General features: G+C 66.5%; 16 protein-coding genes. 4 read left to right on the top strand and 12 right to left on the bottom strand.

Annotated features, from left to right (window positions below):
• Nucleotides 1-9: 9 nt before the first annotated feature.
• Together IE187_RS07480 and IE187_RS07485 are read right to left on the bottom strand one after the other, a co-directional pair.
• The gene (locus tag IE187_RS07480) at nucleotides 10-282 is read right to left on the bottom strand and encodes a UvrB/UvrC motif-containing protein (RefSeq protein WP_189675734.1); all 273 of its coding nucleotides are present in this window, start codon (nucleotides 280-282) and stop codon (nucleotides 10-12) included.
• Between the two features lie 47 nt (nucleotides 283-329).
• On the bottom strand, nucleotides 330-1,412 hold the full coding sequence (locus IE187_RS07485; protein ID WP_189675735.1) for a GNAT family N-acetyltransferase: 1,083 nt from the start codon (nucleotides 1,410-1,412) through the stop codon (nucleotides 330-332).
• A gap of 83 nt (nucleotides 1,413-1,495) precedes the next feature.
• On the opposite strand from IE187_RS07485, the gene IE187_RS07490 reads away from it, so the two are divergent.
• The gene (locus tag IE187_RS07490; protein WP_133186679.1) at nucleotides 1,496-1,948 is read left to right on the top strand and encodes a DUF2721 domain-containing protein; all 453 of its coding nucleotides are present in this window, start codon (nucleotides 1,496-1,498) and stop codon (nucleotides 1,946-1,948) included.
• 55 nt (nucleotides 1,949-2,003) lie between these two features.
• Here IE187_RS07490 and IE187_RS07495 read toward each other — a convergent pair whose 3' ends face one another.
• Together IE187_RS07495 and IE187_RS07500 are read right to left on the bottom strand one after the other, a co-directional pair.
• On the bottom strand, nucleotides 2,004-3,581 hold the full coding sequence (locus tag IE187_RS07495; protein ID WP_189675736.1) for an amidase: 1,578 nt from the start codon (nucleotides 3,579-3,581) through the stop codon (nucleotides 2,004-2,006).
• A gap of 524 nt (nucleotides 3,582-4,105) precedes the next feature.
• Nucleotides 4,106-4,660, bottom strand: a complete 555-nt coding sequence (locus tag IE187_RS07500) for a hypothetical protein (RefSeq protein WP_189675737.1) — start codon at nucleotides 4,658-4,660, stop codon at nucleotides 4,106-4,108.
• A gap of 191 nt (nucleotides 4,661-4,851) precedes the next feature.
• Between IE187_RS07500 and IE187_RS07505 the strand changes: the two genes are divergently transcribed.
• Nucleotides 4,852-5,220, top strand: coding sequence for a PRC-barrel domain-containing protein (locus IE187_RS07505; protein WP_133186673.1), 369 nt, complete (start codon nucleotides 4,852-4,854; stop codon nucleotides 5,218-5,220).
• Here IE187_RS07505 and IE187_RS07510 read toward each other — a convergent pair.
• The 3 genes from IE187_RS07510 to uvrB form a co-directional block, all read right to left on the bottom strand.
• Nucleotides 5,217-5,474, bottom strand: a complete 258-nt coding sequence (locus tag IE187_RS07510; protein WP_229839290.1) for a HigA family addiction module antitoxin — start codon at nucleotides 5,472-5,474, stop codon at nucleotides 5,217-5,219. The two genes, IE187_RS07505 and IE187_RS07510, sit on opposite strands and share 4 nt — an antisense overlap.
• Before the next feature lie 34 nt (nucleotides 5,475-5,508).
• Complete coding sequence (locus IE187_RS07515; protein ID WP_189675738.1) at nucleotides 5,509-5,790, bottom strand: type II toxin-antitoxin system RelE/ParE family toxin; 282 nt, start codon at nucleotides 5,788-5,790, stop codon at nucleotides 5,509-5,511.
• Between the two features lie 80 nt (nucleotides 5,791-5,870).
• Complete coding sequence (gene uvrB, locus IE187_RS07520; protein ID WP_189675739.1) at nucleotides 5,871-8,087, bottom strand: excinuclease ABC subunit UvrB; 2,217 nt, start codon at nucleotides 8,085-8,087, stop codon at nucleotides 5,871-5,873.
• 81 nt (nucleotides 8,088-8,168) lie between these two features.
• On the opposite strand from uvrB, the gene IE187_RS07525 reads away from it, so the two are divergent.
• Complete coding sequence (locus IE187_RS07525) at nucleotides 8,169-8,732, top strand: DUF3617 domain-containing protein (RefSeq protein ID WP_189675740.1); 564 nt, start codon at nucleotides 8,169-8,171, stop codon at nucleotides 8,730-8,732.
• 192 nt (nucleotides 8,733-8,924) lie between these two features.
• On the opposite strand, the gene IE187_RS07530 is transcribed toward IE187_RS07525, so the two are convergent.
• From IE187_RS07530 to IE187_RS07550, 5 genes are all read right to left on the bottom strand, one after another.
• Complete coding sequence (locus tag IE187_RS07530; RefSeq protein ID WP_229839291.1) at nucleotides 8,925-9,380, bottom strand: hypothetical protein; 456 nt, start codon at nucleotides 9,378-9,380, stop codon at nucleotides 8,925-8,927.
• Nucleotides 9,381-9,491: 111 nt separating this feature from the next.
• Nucleotides 9,492-10,412, bottom strand: a complete 921-nt coding sequence (locus IE187_RS07535) for an EamA family transporter (protein WP_189675741.1) — start codon at nucleotides 10,410-10,412, stop codon at nucleotides 9,492-9,494.
• Between the two features lie 31 nt (nucleotides 10,413-10,443).
• The gene (locus tag IE187_RS07540) at nucleotides 10,444-10,737 is read right to left on the bottom strand and encodes a type II toxin-antitoxin system RelE/ParE family toxin (protein WP_189675742.1); all 294 of its coding nucleotides are present in this window, start codon (nucleotides 10,735-10,737) and stop codon (nucleotides 10,444-10,446) included.
• Nucleotides 10,725-10,997, bottom strand: a complete 273-nt coding sequence (locus IE187_RS07545; protein ID WP_189675743.1) for a CopG family ribbon-helix-helix protein — start codon at nucleotides 10,995-10,997, stop codon at nucleotides 10,725-10,727. Before IE187_RS07545 ends, IE187_RS07540 begins: the two co-directional genes overlap by 13 nt.
• A 73-nt stretch (nucleotides 10,998-11,070) precedes the next feature.
• Nucleotides 11,071-12,588 (bottom strand): fumarate hydratase, encoded by a 1,518-nt coding sequence (locus tag IE187_RS07550; protein WP_189675744.1) that lies wholly within the window; start codon nucleotides 12,586-12,588, stop codon nucleotides 11,071-11,073.
• Between the two features lie 131 nt (nucleotides 12,589-12,719).
• Between IE187_RS07550 and IE187_RS07555 the strand changes: the two genes are divergently transcribed.
• Nucleotides 12,720-14,831, top strand: coding sequence for a putative bifunctional diguanylate cyclase/phosphodiesterase (locus IE187_RS07555; protein ID WP_189675745.1), 2,112 nt, complete (start codon nucleotides 12,720-12,722; stop codon nucleotides 14,829-14,831).
• Nucleotides 14,832-14,908 lie beyond the last annotated feature (77 nt).

The raw sequence follows: 14,908 nt of genomic DNA on the forward strand, positions 1-14,908 counted from the left end.
GCGCGCTAATCACCTCTTGCGCGAACGCCCTTTGGTCATCGGATCGGGCTTGACCGGCTTCTTCCACCCCGGCGGAGGTGTCATCCGTTGCTGGCTCGTCCCCAGCCCCATTGCGCCGGGCTGCTGGCGGATCAGGCCGACGGTCTCGGCCTCGGCGGCTTCCGCGGCGCTGGCGCCGCCGCGCAGCAAAGCGAGCCGGTCGCGCAGTCGCCGCGCTTGCTCGAAATCGAGCGCCTCCGCCGCAGCTTCCATTTCAATCCGAACGCGTTCGATCTCATCCATGCCCGTCTAAACGCCGCGAGACCGGCTTGGGTCCTGTCGTTGCTGCCTTACCCGCCCGGATTCCCACTCGCCGCCCAGCGCCTCTTGAACATCGCCCCGACGAACGCCGGCACACCGGGCCGTACCAGCAGCCAGTCGCGCAACGCCGGGCCCTGCTCCGCGCCGAGCGTCGTCTTGTAGCCGCTGTCGCCCGCGCCCCAATCGACGCTGCGCAAGCCTGCCGCCCGTGCGCGAACGAGGTTGCGATAATAGAGCAGCTTGCCCGGCGAATGCTTGGCGAACGCCGGGTCATAGCTGTTGGCGATCGCATAGCGCGTCGTGCCGGCATCGAGATCGAACGAAAACGCCGACGGCGCGCCATCGATGCTCAGCACCGCGGCCGACAGCATCGCGGCGACGACCGGATCGCGCGCCACTTCTCGCCAGAAGCCGCCATGCCCCTCGTCCGTGAACTTGGCATCGCGACCATCGGTCCTCGCCGCGATCCAGCTCTTCTGCTCGACCGCCGCAAGCTGATCGAACGCCGCATCCCACTCCCCCGCGCCGACGAAGCGCCAGTCGAGCGCGCCATGCTCGGCGAGATGCTTCTCGTGAAAGCGGTTCTTGCGCAGCGTCGATCCGCGCGGCCAGTCGGGCTGCTGCACGTCGAGCACGAAGCTGTTCGCGACGAAGCGGTCGAGCACTGCCCACCCCTTTGTGCGCGCCCGCGGCAGCAGCGCCTCGAGCGCCGGATCGCCATCGACCACCGGGCCGATCCGCAATGCGTTGACGCTGCGCGAGAGCATGTCGAGCAAGGCATCGACCGCAGGCACATCGGCGTGGCGGTGAATCGGAAAGCTGCGAAACGGCCAATAGCTTCCAGGGATCGTCGCGACCCGTGCGATCGCCGGCCCGACTCGCACGAACGGCAGCGCGATCACCGGCAGGTCGTCTTCCTCGACCATTATCGTCCGCGCCGCCCCGCCATACGCCGCAAGCGCCGCCGCATACCAGGCATAGCGCAGGAACGCGTGGCTCGGTGCCGCTGCATCGGCAACGATGTCGATCGCGCCCGACAGCCCGGCGCCCACGCTGGCACGCGTGCGCGACGGCAGCCGGGTGAAGTCGGAGAGCAGCATCGGCTTGGTCATTGGAACACGTCTAAAGCAGCAGGGTTACCAATCTGTGGCCGACGCCTTGCGCCCGCGCCAGCCGCATTCCACAAAGGGCCACGATGAACCCCTACCCCGCCGTCTCGACGATCGCCCAGACGATCCAGCTGTCGCTTTCGCCGATCTTCATGCTCGCCGCGATCGGGCAGCTGCTCAACGTGCTCGCCGGGCGGCTGGCGCGCGTCGTCGATCGCGCGCGTGTCGTCGAGGAATGGCACCCGCTGTCGAGCGGCCCCGAGCATGACCGTCACGTCTGGGAACTCCGGCTGCTCGACCGGCGGATGACGGTGATCAATCGCTCGCTCGTGCTTGCGGTGTCGAGCGCTGCGATGACGTGCATCGTCGTTGCCTTGCTGTTCGTCGCCAGCCTGTTCGCACTGCATATCGGCACGATCGTCGCGGTGATCTTCATTCTCGCGATGGCGCTGCTGATTTCCTCGCTGATCGGGTTCCTGCTAGAGGTGCGCATCTCGCTATCGGCGATCCACGTCCGCAGCGAGCTGCTCGAACGCTGAATCGCGCCCGCCTCCCGGGGGACGCCTCCCCTCCCTGGAAGGGAGGGGAGTTAGCTCAGCGTGCGCCGTCCAGCCCCGGCCCGGCATCATTGGTCGCGGAATAGGTCGGTATAACCCGCGCATGCGCCGCTTGTTCATAGACATACCCAGCGTTGAGCACGCTCTGGTCGGCCCACGCGGTCGCAATGAACGACACCCCGACCGGCACCCCGCGCACCAGCCCCATCGGCACCGTCAGATGCGGATATCCCGCCACCGCGGGCAGCCCGGCAGCACTCGGCCCCTCACCGCCATCACCCGAGACCGTGTCGGACAGCCACGGCATGCCGTAGGTCGGCGCGACGATCAGCGTCGCATTGGCGGTTGCCAGCATCGCGTCGATCCCCTCCTTGCCCGCCAGCCGCAGCGATTTCGCGCGCGCGCCGAGATATTCAGCATCGGCGAGGCCGCGCGTCTGTTCGGCTGCCTCGAAGGTCTCCTGCTGGAAGAACGGCATTTCGCGCGTCGCTTCGGCGCGATCGAACGCGATGACATCGGCGACTGTGCGCGTCTTCACCGCTTGCGGCGTGGTCGCGAGATAGGTGTTGAGATCGGCCTTGAGTTCGGTCTGCAGCACCAGCAATTCGGCCTCGCCCAACCCGTCGAGCTTGGGCGGCGTGACATCGACCAGCACCGCGCCCTGCGCCTTCAACACCGCCAGCGCCGCGGCATATTTGGCCTTGAGCAACTCGGACATTTCGGGATGCAGCACGGCGATACGCACCCCGGCCAGCGAAGCGCTCGCCAGCGGCGCGGCGAAGTCATGCGCATATTTGGCGGTGCCCTTGGTCGCCGGATCGGCCGGATCGACGCCGATCATCCCGTTGAACAGCACCGCCGCGTCGCGCACGCTGCGCGCCATCGGGCCGGGCGTGTCCTGGCTGTGGCTGATCGGCACGACATGCGTCCGGCTGATCATGCCGAGCGTCGGTTTCAAACCGACCAGCCCGTTCATCGAGGACGGACACACCACCGATCCATCGGTCTCGGTCCCGACCGCTGCCGCGGCAAAGCTCGCCGCCACCGCCGCGCCCGATCCGCTCGACGAGCCGCACGAGGTCCGGTCGAGCGCATACGGATTGCGCACCAGCCCGCCGACCGCGCTCCATCCGCTCATCGAGTGCGTCGAGCGGATATTGGCCCATTCGGACAGGTTGGTCTTGCCGAGAATCACCGCGCCCTGCTTGCGCAGGCTCGTCACCAGCGGCGCGTCGCGGCGCGTGATGTTGTCCTTGAGCGCGAGGCTCCCCGCGGTCGTCGCGATCGGATCCCTGGTCTCGATATTGTCCTTGATCAGCACCGGCACGCCGTCGAGCGGCCCGAGCGGCTTGCCCGCCTTGCGCCGCGCATCGGCAGCGCGCGCCTGCGCGATCGCATCGGGATTGGTCGCGATCACCGCGCGCAGCGTCGGCCCGGTCCGGTCCATCGCCGCGATGCGCGCGAGATAGGCCTGGGTGATCGCCGCGCTGCTCGTGCCCGCCGCCATCATCGCCTGGACCTGATCGATCGATTTTTCGGTAACGTCCGGGAGCGTCTGCGCGTGCGCGGCTCCGGCGAGAATGGTCGAAAGCAGCAGCGACAGCGTGAAGCGCATCTTGGTCTCCGGTCGAGCGACGCAGCCAGACCCGCGCCATCGCGCGATCATGGGTCATCGCCGCATCGGCGACAAGCAGATCGTCACTGGCAAGAGCACAATCGCGAAGCCCGCCCGCCCCCGACCCCGGACATGAAAAGAGGCTGCCGATGCCCTTTTCGAGGACATCGGCAACCTCCTGACATGGTCAGCGGCCGGAAGCTCCAGCTTGGAGGACCATGCGTACCGCAAAGCCTCGACAATCGGTGGCGTTGACTGGGGGAGAATACCCCCCGCCCCATCGTCGCAGGACTAGCCTCAAAGGCCTAGCGGTGCGTCCTCCGAACGAACTGAACCGACCCCATTGCTGAACCATGAGACATCGGATCACCTCCTTTCGCCAGTTAAAACAGCGTGACCAGGCCTGGTCACGACTCAGGTTTGAATCATATTTTTAGACGAAACAAGTCTTGTATTATGGGCCTGTTTCGACGATTCTCTTCGGCCTGCCCAAAGTCGGTTTATCGTACCGCGCGGCATCCCGATCAGCGGCGGCAATCCTCGGTCACGCGGCCGACTTCGGCCCAGGCGGGAACGACCAGCGTCGGCATCCCGGCCTGCTCGACCAGGAACCGCCCGCGGCTGAACACCATCGCATCGAGGATCCCGTCGCGCGGCGTCAGCGCGGTCGCGACATAGGCCGGCGCGGCGCCGGTCGGCTGGACCGTCACGCTGCGCGCCAGGCTCGACGTCCGCAGCGTCAGCGGGCCGCGCGCCTGCCCTTGGCGCGAGAGATACACCGTGTTGGTCTGCCGGTCGCAGCGCAGCGTCAACACCGCGTCGGCGCCGGGCACCCCGAACAGCGCGATCGATCCGCGTGTGTCGACGCGGTACGTCCAGTCGCCCGGCGTCACCGGCCAATCGCGCCAGTCGGCGGCGAGCGGCGCGGGGGGCGGCGCCACCGGAACCGGGCGCGGCGCCGCAACCGTCGGGGCGACGGCACGCGGCGGTGCGGGATTTCCGACGCAACCGGCAAGGACCAGGAGCGTGGCGACGACAGCAAGGCGTGGCGGGGCGAAGCGAGCGGGAGTCAGGGACATGGCAGGTCTATGCGCGAAGCGATCGCCTCGCTCAACCGCTGCCGCCCGCGCTCCACCCCGAATCCGTGTCGACTGGCGCTCACCAAACGCGCTTATCCGCGGGAACCAGCCCCCGGGGTGCGATCGTTGATGTCCCAGGGAACCGCAATGGCCCACGCGCCGTTACGCTCGCGACACGAAGGAAGAGATCCATGGCCCAGACCGAACCGACCCAATTGCTGCTCCAGTCGAACAAAGCCGACACGATGCCGATCCGCAGTCGCGACGGCGACAAGATCGGCACGCTGTTCTCGTTGATGGTCAACAAGCGCACCGGCCGCGCGGTCTATGCGGTGCTGTCGATCGGCGGCTTCCTCGGCATGGGCAAGGCCTACTATCCGATCCCCTTCTCGCTGCTCGCATTCGATCCGGTCAACGACACCTACGTCGTGACGATCGACCGCCGCGTGCTCGAGGGCGGCCCGAGCTGGGCGGCGAATGCGCCCGAGTTCGACCAGGCCTATGCCGATCGCGTCTCGAAATATTATGATGTGGCGGGCGAGGATCTGTCGCTGGGTTAAGCGGCGCGCGGCACGATGCGGTCGAGCGCGCCGTTCAGGGCGCGCTTGGCTTCGACGATTTCGTACCGGTCCTGAAGGCGCAGAAAAAAGCCTTCTGACATACCGAAATAGCGGCCAAGGCGCAGATCGAGATCGGCGTCGACCGGACGGATGCCTTCGATGACCTCGGTGAGGCGCTCTGACGCGACCCCGATATCGTCGGCAAGCCGCTCGACGCTCAACTCTTCGGGTTCGAGAAACTCGGTGACCAGCATTTGACCGGCATGATCGTTGTCGAGCCAATCCGGATTAGTGATAGTCTGCAATCTCGACGTCATACGCGTCTCCAGCCTTCCAGACGAAACATATACGCCATTGGTCATTAATTGAAATGCTGTGCTGGCCTGCGCGATCATCCCTCAACGCGTGAAGCCGGTTCCCGCGCTGGTTTCCAAGTTCGTCAAGCGACAGGGCAGCATCCAAAACCGTAAGCTTGCGCATCGCGCGTTGCTGAATATCGGGCAGCAGCTTTCGGCTACGCTCTCGGTTCCAGACGCGCTCGCTTTCCGAGTCAGCGAAAGTGCGGATCATGAAAATGCTCCTTGGGGCATTCTCATGGATCACGCTGCGGGAATAGCCAACCATGAAGGCAGGCAGCTTCCACCCATATGTCACCGCGCCCGCCGCGAACTCCCCGCCATTCCAGCCCGGATCTTCTGGCTCTTGCCATAGCGTGTCTTGCGCGTCCCCGGCTTGCCCTCGTTCGAGCGCCCCGAGCGCCCCATCACCGGCGCCTTCTGCTGGTCGACCGGCAGCCCGAGCTCCTCCTGCTCCAATTGCCGGATCTCGTCGCGCAACCTGCCCGCAGTCTCGAACTCGAGATCCGCCGCGGCCGTGCGCATCTGCTTCTCGAGATCCTCGATATACGCGCGCAGGTTATGCCCGACCATGTGCGGCCGGTCCTCGTCGATCTCCACCGTCACCTGGTCGCGGCTAGCGACGTCCTGGATGATGTCGCCGATATTGCGGCGGATCGTCGTCGGGGTGATGCCATGCTCGGCATTGTACGCCAGCTGCTTCTCGCGCCGCCGCCCGGTCTCGTTCATCGCCCGCTCCATCGAGCCCGTGATGCGATCGGCATAAAGGATCACGCGCCCGTCGACGTTACGCGCCGCGCGGCCGATCGTCTGGATCAGCGACGTCTCGGAGCGCAGGAAGCCCTCCTTGTCGGCATCGAGGATCGCGACCAGCCCGCACTCCGGGATATCGAGCCCCTCGCGCAGCAGGTTGATGCCGATCAGCACGTCGTACACGCCAAGCCGCAGGTCGCGGATCAACTCGATACGCTCCAACGTCTCGACGTCGCTGTGCATGTAGCGAACGCGCAGGCCTGCTTCGTGCATGAACTCGGTGAGATCCTCCGCCATCCGCTTGGTCAGCGTCGTCACCAGCGTGCGATAGCCGAGCTCGGCGGTCTTGCGCGCCTCGACGATCAGATCCTGCACCTGCTCCTCGACCGGCTTGATCTCGATCGGCGGGTCGATCAGCCCGGTCGGGCGGATGACCTGCTCGGCGAACACGCCACCGGTCTGCTCCATCTCCCACGCGCCCGGCGTCGCCGAGACATAGGTCGTCTGCGGGCGCATCGCGTCCCACTCGTTGAAGCGCAGCGGGCGGTTGTCGATCGCCGACGGCAGGCGGAAACCATATTCGGCGAGCGTCAGCTTGCGGCGGTGATCGCCGCGCGACATGCCGTTGATCTGGCCGACGGTGACATGGCTCTCGTCGACGAACAGCAGCGCATTCTCGGGCAGATATTCGAACAAAGTGGGTGGCGGCTCGCCCGGCATCCGGCCGGTAAGGAAGCGCGAATAATTCTCGATCCCTGCGCAGCTACCCGTCGCCGCGATCATCTCGAGGTCGAAGTTCGTCCGCTGCTCCAGCCGCTGCGCCTCGAGCAGCTTACCCTCGGGCACCAGTTCCTTGAGCCGCTCGGACAGTTCGAACTTGATCGCCTCCATCGCCTGCTTGAGCGTCGGCCCCGGCGTCACATAGTGGCTGTTGGCATAGACGCGCACCGAATTGAGGCTCGCGATCTTCTTCCCCGTCAGCGGATCGAACTCGACGATCTCCTCGATCTCGTCGCCGAAGAACGAGATGCGCCAGGCGGTGTCGTCGTAATGCGACGGGAACAGCTCGAGATTGTCGCCGCGCACGCGGAAATTGCCGCGCTGGAACGCCGCGTCGTTGCGCTTGTATTGCAACGCCACGAGCTTGCGCACGATCTCGCGCTGGTCGACTGTCTGCCCCTTCTTGAGGTCGAAGATCATCGCCGAATAAGTCTCGACCGAGCCGATACCGTAGAGGCACGACACCGAGGCGACGATGATCACATCGTCGCGCTCCAACAGCGAGCGGGTGGCCGAATGCCGCATCCGGTCGATCGCCTCGTTGGTCGACGACTCCTTTTCGATGTAGGTGTCCGAGCGCGCGACATACGCCTCGGGCTGATAATAATCGTAATAGGATACGAAATATTCGACGGCATTGTCGGGGAAGAACGACTTCATTTCCCCGTACAGCTGCGCCGCCAGGATCTTGTTCGGCGCGAGAATCAGCGCGGGGCGCTGCACCGCCTCGATCACCTTGGCCATGGTGAAGGTCTTGCCCGATCCGGTCACGCCGAGCAGCACTTGGTCGCGCTCGCCGGCTTCCGTCTGCGCGACGAGTTCGGCGATCGCGGTCGGCTGGTCGCCCGCCGCGGTATATTCGGAGGCGAGCGTGAAGCGCTTGCCGCCTTCGGCCTTGGGCGGACGCGCCGGGCGATGGGGGACGAAGCTCTGCCCGGTTTCGGGCTCGTCGAGACTGGTGCGAATCTGGATTGCCATAGCTGCGCAATATGGGAAGGAACACGCCAACAGACAACGCACGCCGACCGCCGGCGCGCGCACTCCCGGGGAGATTCTTCAATGTCGTTCCGCACGCTGGCCACGCTGCTCGCTTTGCCTTCCCTCGCGCTCGTCGCCTGTTCGCCCTCGGGTCCGGTCAAGCGCCAGGCCGGCAGTTGGTCGCAGAAGATCGAGATTCTCAAGCTCGAGGGCCGCGGCGCGACGCCCGAAACCAAGACGCAGATGCAGAAGATGTTCGATTCGATGGCGGGCACATCGGTCTGCTTGACCCCCACCGCCGCCGCCAAGGAAGATTTCGGCAAGGCGATGGAGCAGATGGCGTCGCGCGGCCAGAACTGCACCTTTGGCAAGAAGGACGTGTCGGGCGGCACTATCCATGTCGCGGCGACCTGCAAGCAGCCGACCGGCGGCACCGTCAAGATGACGATCGATGGCAGCAACAGCGCGACCAAGCAGGACATGACGATGCAGACCGAGGGCTATGCCGCCACCGGCGCGAAGGAAGGCACGATGCAGATGCGCATCGTCTCGACCCGCGCCGGCGACTGCAAGCCCGGCGACATCACTCCGCCCGAAGCGCCGGCGGCAGCGCCGGCACCGGTCGCTCCGGCGGCGAAGCCGTAAGCACGCGGGGCGGGAATTATGCCGGTGAAGGTATGAGCCCGCACCGCGATCACCCCACTGCGTCACCCCGGGCTCGTCCCGGGGTCCACTGTGCCGCACAGTCTGCGGCGGCGGGATAAGCGGCACGGTGGCGCCCGGCACAAGGCCGGGGTGGCGGTTTGGGGTTTATGGGCGCACGCCCACCGCCACCACCTACCCCGCCCGGCGATACGCCACGCGCCACATCGTCAAGCCGATCAGCGCGGACACCAGTGCCAGCACCAGGCTCGTCGCGATCGCGCTCATCCAGCGATAGAGCAGCGTCGGCGTGTCTTCCTGCGGCATCGCGAAAATCCCGAACCCATAGGTCTGCCCGCCAAGAAACAGCGCGAAGCCCGCCAGCGCCCCGACGCTCACCGCGCTCACGGGTCCGCGCCGCCCAAGCGCGTGGCACGCGAGCCAGACCGGCCCGCCGATCGCGACCGCCGCCATCGCGGTGATCACCGCGCCGACGAGGAAACCGATCAGCATCGGAAACGGATCGAACCCGCTGCCGATCGTCACCAACCCCGCGGCGAACAGCCCCCCGACGACGCCCCCCGCACCGAGCGCGAGCCCCGCGCGATCGAGTGATGCTTCATATCCCGCCGGTACCATCGATGTCGCCACGTCGGATCCCCCCGCGTGCCGCTTAGCACTCTCCCGCGCCGCCCCCAAGCAGATCTCGTTACGCAGCCGTACCTACACTTCGTGCGAGGTCCAGCAGTGCGCACGCCCGCGTCACAGGCTGCCGGCCAACGCCAGCACGACCCCGATCGCGACCAACACAAGCCCGGCGACCTCGCTCGGGCTGGTCTTCTCGCCGAGATAGAAATGCGCAAACGCCATCGTGAAGGCGACCTCGACCTGACCGACGATCCGCACCAAAGCGACCGGCGCCGACGCGAACCCGGTGAACCAGCACGCCGAGGCGACCGACGACATCAGCCCGACTTGCCCGGCAACGCGCCATTCGGAGAAAACGCGCGCAACCTGGTCGCGCTCGCGCAGATAGACGTACGCGCCCTGCAGCACCGTCTGCGCCGCCACCGTCACCGCCAGCACGATCAGCGCGGCGCGGATGTGATCGGGCGTGTGCACTTCCTGCGTCGCGGCGCGGATGCCAATCGTCGTCAACGCAAAGGCGAAGCCCGAAGCAATCCCGTACCGCGCCGCCGGCTGCCCGAGCGCGCGCAGGAAGGCGAGCGGCCCCATCCGCTTGCCGCCCGTCGACAGCACCATGACGCCCGCCACGCCGAAGCCGATGCCGGTCCAGGTCGAGAGGCTCAGATGATCGCCGAGCAGCAGCACCGACAGCAAGGCGCTCTGCACCGCCTCGGTCTTCGAATAGGCCGTCCCGACGACGAAATTGCGCTCACCGAACGCCATCAGCAGCAAATTGGTCGCGATGATCTGCGCGATCCCGCCGCCGAGGCAGAAGGGCAGAAACCACGCGCCGAGCGTCGGAAACGGGGCCGGTGCCACAAGGTATTGATACCCGACGACCAGAAACACCGCGACCGGGAGGCCGTAGAGATAGCGCACCAATCCGGCAGCGTTGACCGAAAGCGTGCGCGACACCCGCCGCTGCACCGCCGTCCGCCACGCCTGCAACGCCCCGCCGATCAGCGCGGCGGGGAGCCATAATGGAGTGGCGATCACCGAATCTCAGCTTGATCGACCGGAAACGCTTTCAATAGCCTGCCTCTCGTTGATGGCGGAACGCGACGACATAGACGGCGTCGTCCGCCGGATCGTGCCGATACAGCGCGACATAGCCCGCCGTGCCAAAACCGATGACCACCTCGCGCAGGTCGGCGTCGCCCGCATAGGGGCGGCCGATCGCCGGATTGCGTTCGAGCAAGCGAAGCTGCCGGGAAATCTCGGCACCGGCACGTTGCGCCGCTTGCGGGCTCTTCTCGGCAAGGAAAGTGCGGCAGCGCGCGATCCCGCGAACCGCGCCTTCCGTGACGATCAGTCGTGGCACTCGGGCGCCTCGCGCTCAATCTCCGACCCCCAGCTTTCGAGCCAGCCGATCGTTTCCGCAGCCGTGAGATGCCGTCCGGTTTCCTGATACGCCATCCAGGCATCCAGCGCCTCTTGCCGGAAGCCTTCGCGAGCCTCTTCGCGATCGACATATTCGCGGATCGCCTCGCGCATGATCCAGTGCGCCGAGCGGTCGCGTTGCTGCGCCAGCGCCTGGATCCGGCTTTTCATTTCAGGATCGATCTTGAGCGATGTCGGCATGGTATCCACCTCGGTAGTCGGAGGTACTACCTACTCCGAATAGCGGAACGCGAGTTTCCCGACAATCGCCCCCTCACACCAGCAACCCCTCGCGTGCGATCTTCTCCTTCCACACCAGCGGCGCCAACTGGTGCACGTTCGCCCCAGTCGAATCGACCGCCACCGTCACCGGGAAATCCTCGACCTCGAACTCGTAGATCGCCTCCATCCCGAGATCCGCGAAGCCGACCACCTTCGATCCCTTGATCGCGCGCGCGACCAGATACGCAGCGCCACCGACCGCCATCAGATAGGCGCTCCGCCCTTCCGCGATCGCCTTGGTCGCATCGGGCCCGCGCTCGGCCTTGCCGACCATCGCGAGCAGCCCCTGGTCGAGCATCATCCGCGTGAACTTGTCCATCCGCGTCGCCGTCGTCGGACCCGCCGGCCCCACCACTTCATCACCGACCGGATCGACCGGCCCGACGTAATAAATGACACGCCCGGCGAAATCGACCGGCAGCGGCTCGCCGGCATCGAGCATGTCCTTGATCCGCTTGTGCGCGGCGTCACGCCCAGTGAGCATCTTGCCGTTGAGCAAAAGCCGGTCGCCCTGCTTCCAGCCCTGCACCATCTCGGGCGTCAGCGTATCGAGATCGACGCGGATCGCGGCGCTGTCGGGCTGCCAGTCGACCTTGGGCCACTCATCCAGCTTGGGCGCCTCGAGGAAGCTCGGCCCCGATCCATCGAGCACGAAATGTGCGTGCCGCGTCGCCGCGCAATTGGGGATCATCGCGACGGGCTTGCCCGCGGCATGGCACGGCGCGTCCATGATCTTGACGTCGAGGATGGTCGACAGCCCGCCGAGCCCCTGCGCGCCGATGCCGAGCGCGTTGACCTTGTCGAAGATCTCGATCCGCAGCGCCTCGATGTCGGTCTTCGGCCCGCGTGCCTTCAAAGGCCCCATGTCGATCGGCTCCATCAGCGCCTGCTTCGCCAGCAGCACGCAATGCTCGGCGGTCCCGCCGATGCCGATCCCGAGCATCCCCGGCGGGCACCACCCGGCGCCCATCTGCGGCAGCATCTCGAGCACCCAGTCGACGATCGAATCGGACGGGTTCATCATCTTGAACTTCGACTTGTTCTCGCTGCCACCGCCCTTCGCCGCGACATCGACCGAGACGCGCGACCCCGGCACCATGTCGACATGCAGCACGCACGGCGTGTTGTCCTTGGTGTTGCGGCGCGTGAAGGCGGGGTCCGCCAGCACCGAGGCGCGCAGCTTGTTTTCGGGGTTGAGATAGGCGAGCCGCACGCCCTGATCGACGATCTCCTGCAGCGAGCGGCTGGTATCGTCGAAGCGGCAGTCCATGCCCCATTTGATGAAGACGTTGACGATGCCGGTATCCTGGCAGATCGGGCGATGCCCCTCGGCGCACATCCGCGAATTGGTCAGGATCTGCGCGATCGCGTCCTTCGCCGCCGGCCCCTGCTCGGCGTCATACGCTTCGCCCAGCGCGCGAATATAATCCATCGGATGATAGAAGGAGATGAATTGCAGCGCGTCGGCGACGCTTTCGATCAGATCGGCTTCGCGGATGATGGTCGTCATGGGGCTACTCCTATGGGCCGGGCCTTAAAGCCATGTCCGCCGCGCGCCAAGCCATCCGCCGCACGCGGTTCTCGCGAAGATTGTCTAGGGTACAAGGATTTTGGAAAGGATCGCCCGCTATAGCGGCGACGATGCCCATTTCGCCGCTTCTTCTCCTGATTCTGGCCCTCGCTCTGGGGCTTAGCGGCGTTGCGGCCGGTGTCCTCTGGGCCCGTCGGCGCAGCGTTACGATCTGCCCCGAACGCGACTCGCACGATCGCCTCGCGCGGCTGCTGGTCGATGAATTCGAAGGACATTCGAACGGCTGGTTCTGGCGCACCGACGCCGAGGGCTGCCTCAGCTATCTCTCGGCCAAGGTCGCCGCCGAACTCGACGCGCCCGATGCGCCCGCGCTCGGCCAGCCGCTGCCGACGCTGTTCCGCATGGACAGCGCCTCGCCCGAGACCGAGCGCACGCTCGGCTTCCACCTCGCCGCACGCACCGCCTTTTCGAACTATTCGGTCCGCCCCGCGAGCCGCGCCAAGCTCGAGCGCTGGTGGTCGATCTCGGGGCGGCCGATCGCCGATTCGTCGGGCGCGTTCCTCGGCTTTGTCGGGAGCGGAAGCGATCTCACCGAGACGCGCCGCGCCGATGCCGAGATCACGCGGCTCGCGCTGTTCGACGGGCTCACCGGCCTCGCCAACCGCCAGCGGCTGCGGCTATCGCTCGAACAGACGCTGAGCGCGAGCAGCGTCGCGCCGCGCACCAGCGCGCTGCTCCTGCTCGATCTCGATCGCTTCAAGGCCGTCAACGACACGCTCGGCCACCACACCGGCGACGCGCTGCTCAAGCAGGTGGCGCAGCGCTTGCAGCGCGCGATTGGCGGCAACGGGCTGGTCGGACGCCTGGGCGGCGACGAATTCCAGGTGATCCTGCCCAATGAGACCGATCGCACGCGGCTCGGCGATCTCGCGCGGCGCGTGATCTTCGACCTGTCGCAACCCTATACGATCGAGGGCTCGGCGATCAGCATCGGCTGCTCGATCGGCGTCGCGATCGCGCCCGAGGACGGGCATGACGCCGAGACGCTGGTGCGCAACGCCGATCTCGCGCTCTATGCCGCCAAGGGCGACGGGCGCGGCATCCACCGCTTCTTCCGCCCCGAAATGCTCGCCGGCGCGCAGAGCCGCAAGCAGCTCGAGGACGATCTGCGCGACGCGCTTGCCGCCAACCAGTTCTTCGTCGCCTATCAGCCCGTCGTCAGCACCAAGACCGAGCGGATCGTCGGCTATGAGGCGCTGCTGCGCTGGGAGCATCCGACGCGCGGGCTGATCAGCCCGGCCGACTTCGTCCCCGTCGCCGAGGATTGCGGGCTGATCGAATCGATCGGCGAATGGGTGTTGCGCACCGCGTGTCTCGATGCGGCGTGTTGGCCGAAGGACGTGCGCGTCGCGGTCAACGTCTCGCCGATCCAGTTCGCCAATCCAGCACTGCCGACGGTCGTCACCTCGGCGCTCGCCAAATCGGGGATCGCGCCCGATCGGCTCGAGCTCGAGATCACCGAAGGCGTGTTCGTCAACGAAAACGCCGCGACCGAGCAGATGTTCAGGACGCTCAAGGGCTGCGGCGTGCGGCTCGCGCTCGACGATTTCGGGACGGGCTATTCGTCGCTCGGCTATTTGAAGAAGGCGCCGTTCGACAAGATCAAGATCGACCAGAGCTTCGTGCGCGGCGCGGCGATCGCGGGCAACCGCAACGCCGCGATCATCAAGGCGATCGTCAGCCTCGCCGAGACGCTCGGCATGGAGACGACCGCCGAGGGCGTCGAGAATCACGACGAGATCGCGCTGATCCGCGAGCTCGGCTGCAGCCACATCCAGGGCTATGTCTATGGCAAGCCGGCGCGCGCGCCCGACGTGCTCGAGCAGCTCGCGGCGGGCGGCGGCCGCGCGATCGCCAACGGCTTCCGCGTCAGCCGGAGCCCACGCACCGCGATGCTGCGGACTGCGCGGATTCAGGCGGGCGACATTGTCGGCGAGGTGCGGATCCGCAACCTCTCGACGACGGGCGCGATGATCGACGGGATCGATGTCGAGGCCGGAGCAGGCGAGTTCGAAGTGTTGATCGAACTGCTCGAGGACCAGATGTTCCCTGCCACGCTGCGCTGGGCAGCCGATGGCAAGGCCGGCCTCGCCTTCGCAGAGAGCTTCAACCTCGAGCGCCTCGCGGCGGCCACCACCGCCCCGGTGCGCAAGGCGGGATAAGCGCCACACCTGCCGAGCGCCACCGCGGGGTGCGAGCGACGCTCATCCTTCGCCTCCCCTCCCTGAAAGGGAGGGGA

Origin of the sequence: Sphingomonas glacialis, assembly GCF_014653575.1 — a bacterium.
GTDB classification, from domain to species: Bacteria; Pseudomonadota; Alphaproteobacteria; order Sphingomonadales; family Sphingomonadaceae; genus Sphingomonas; species Sphingomonas glacialis.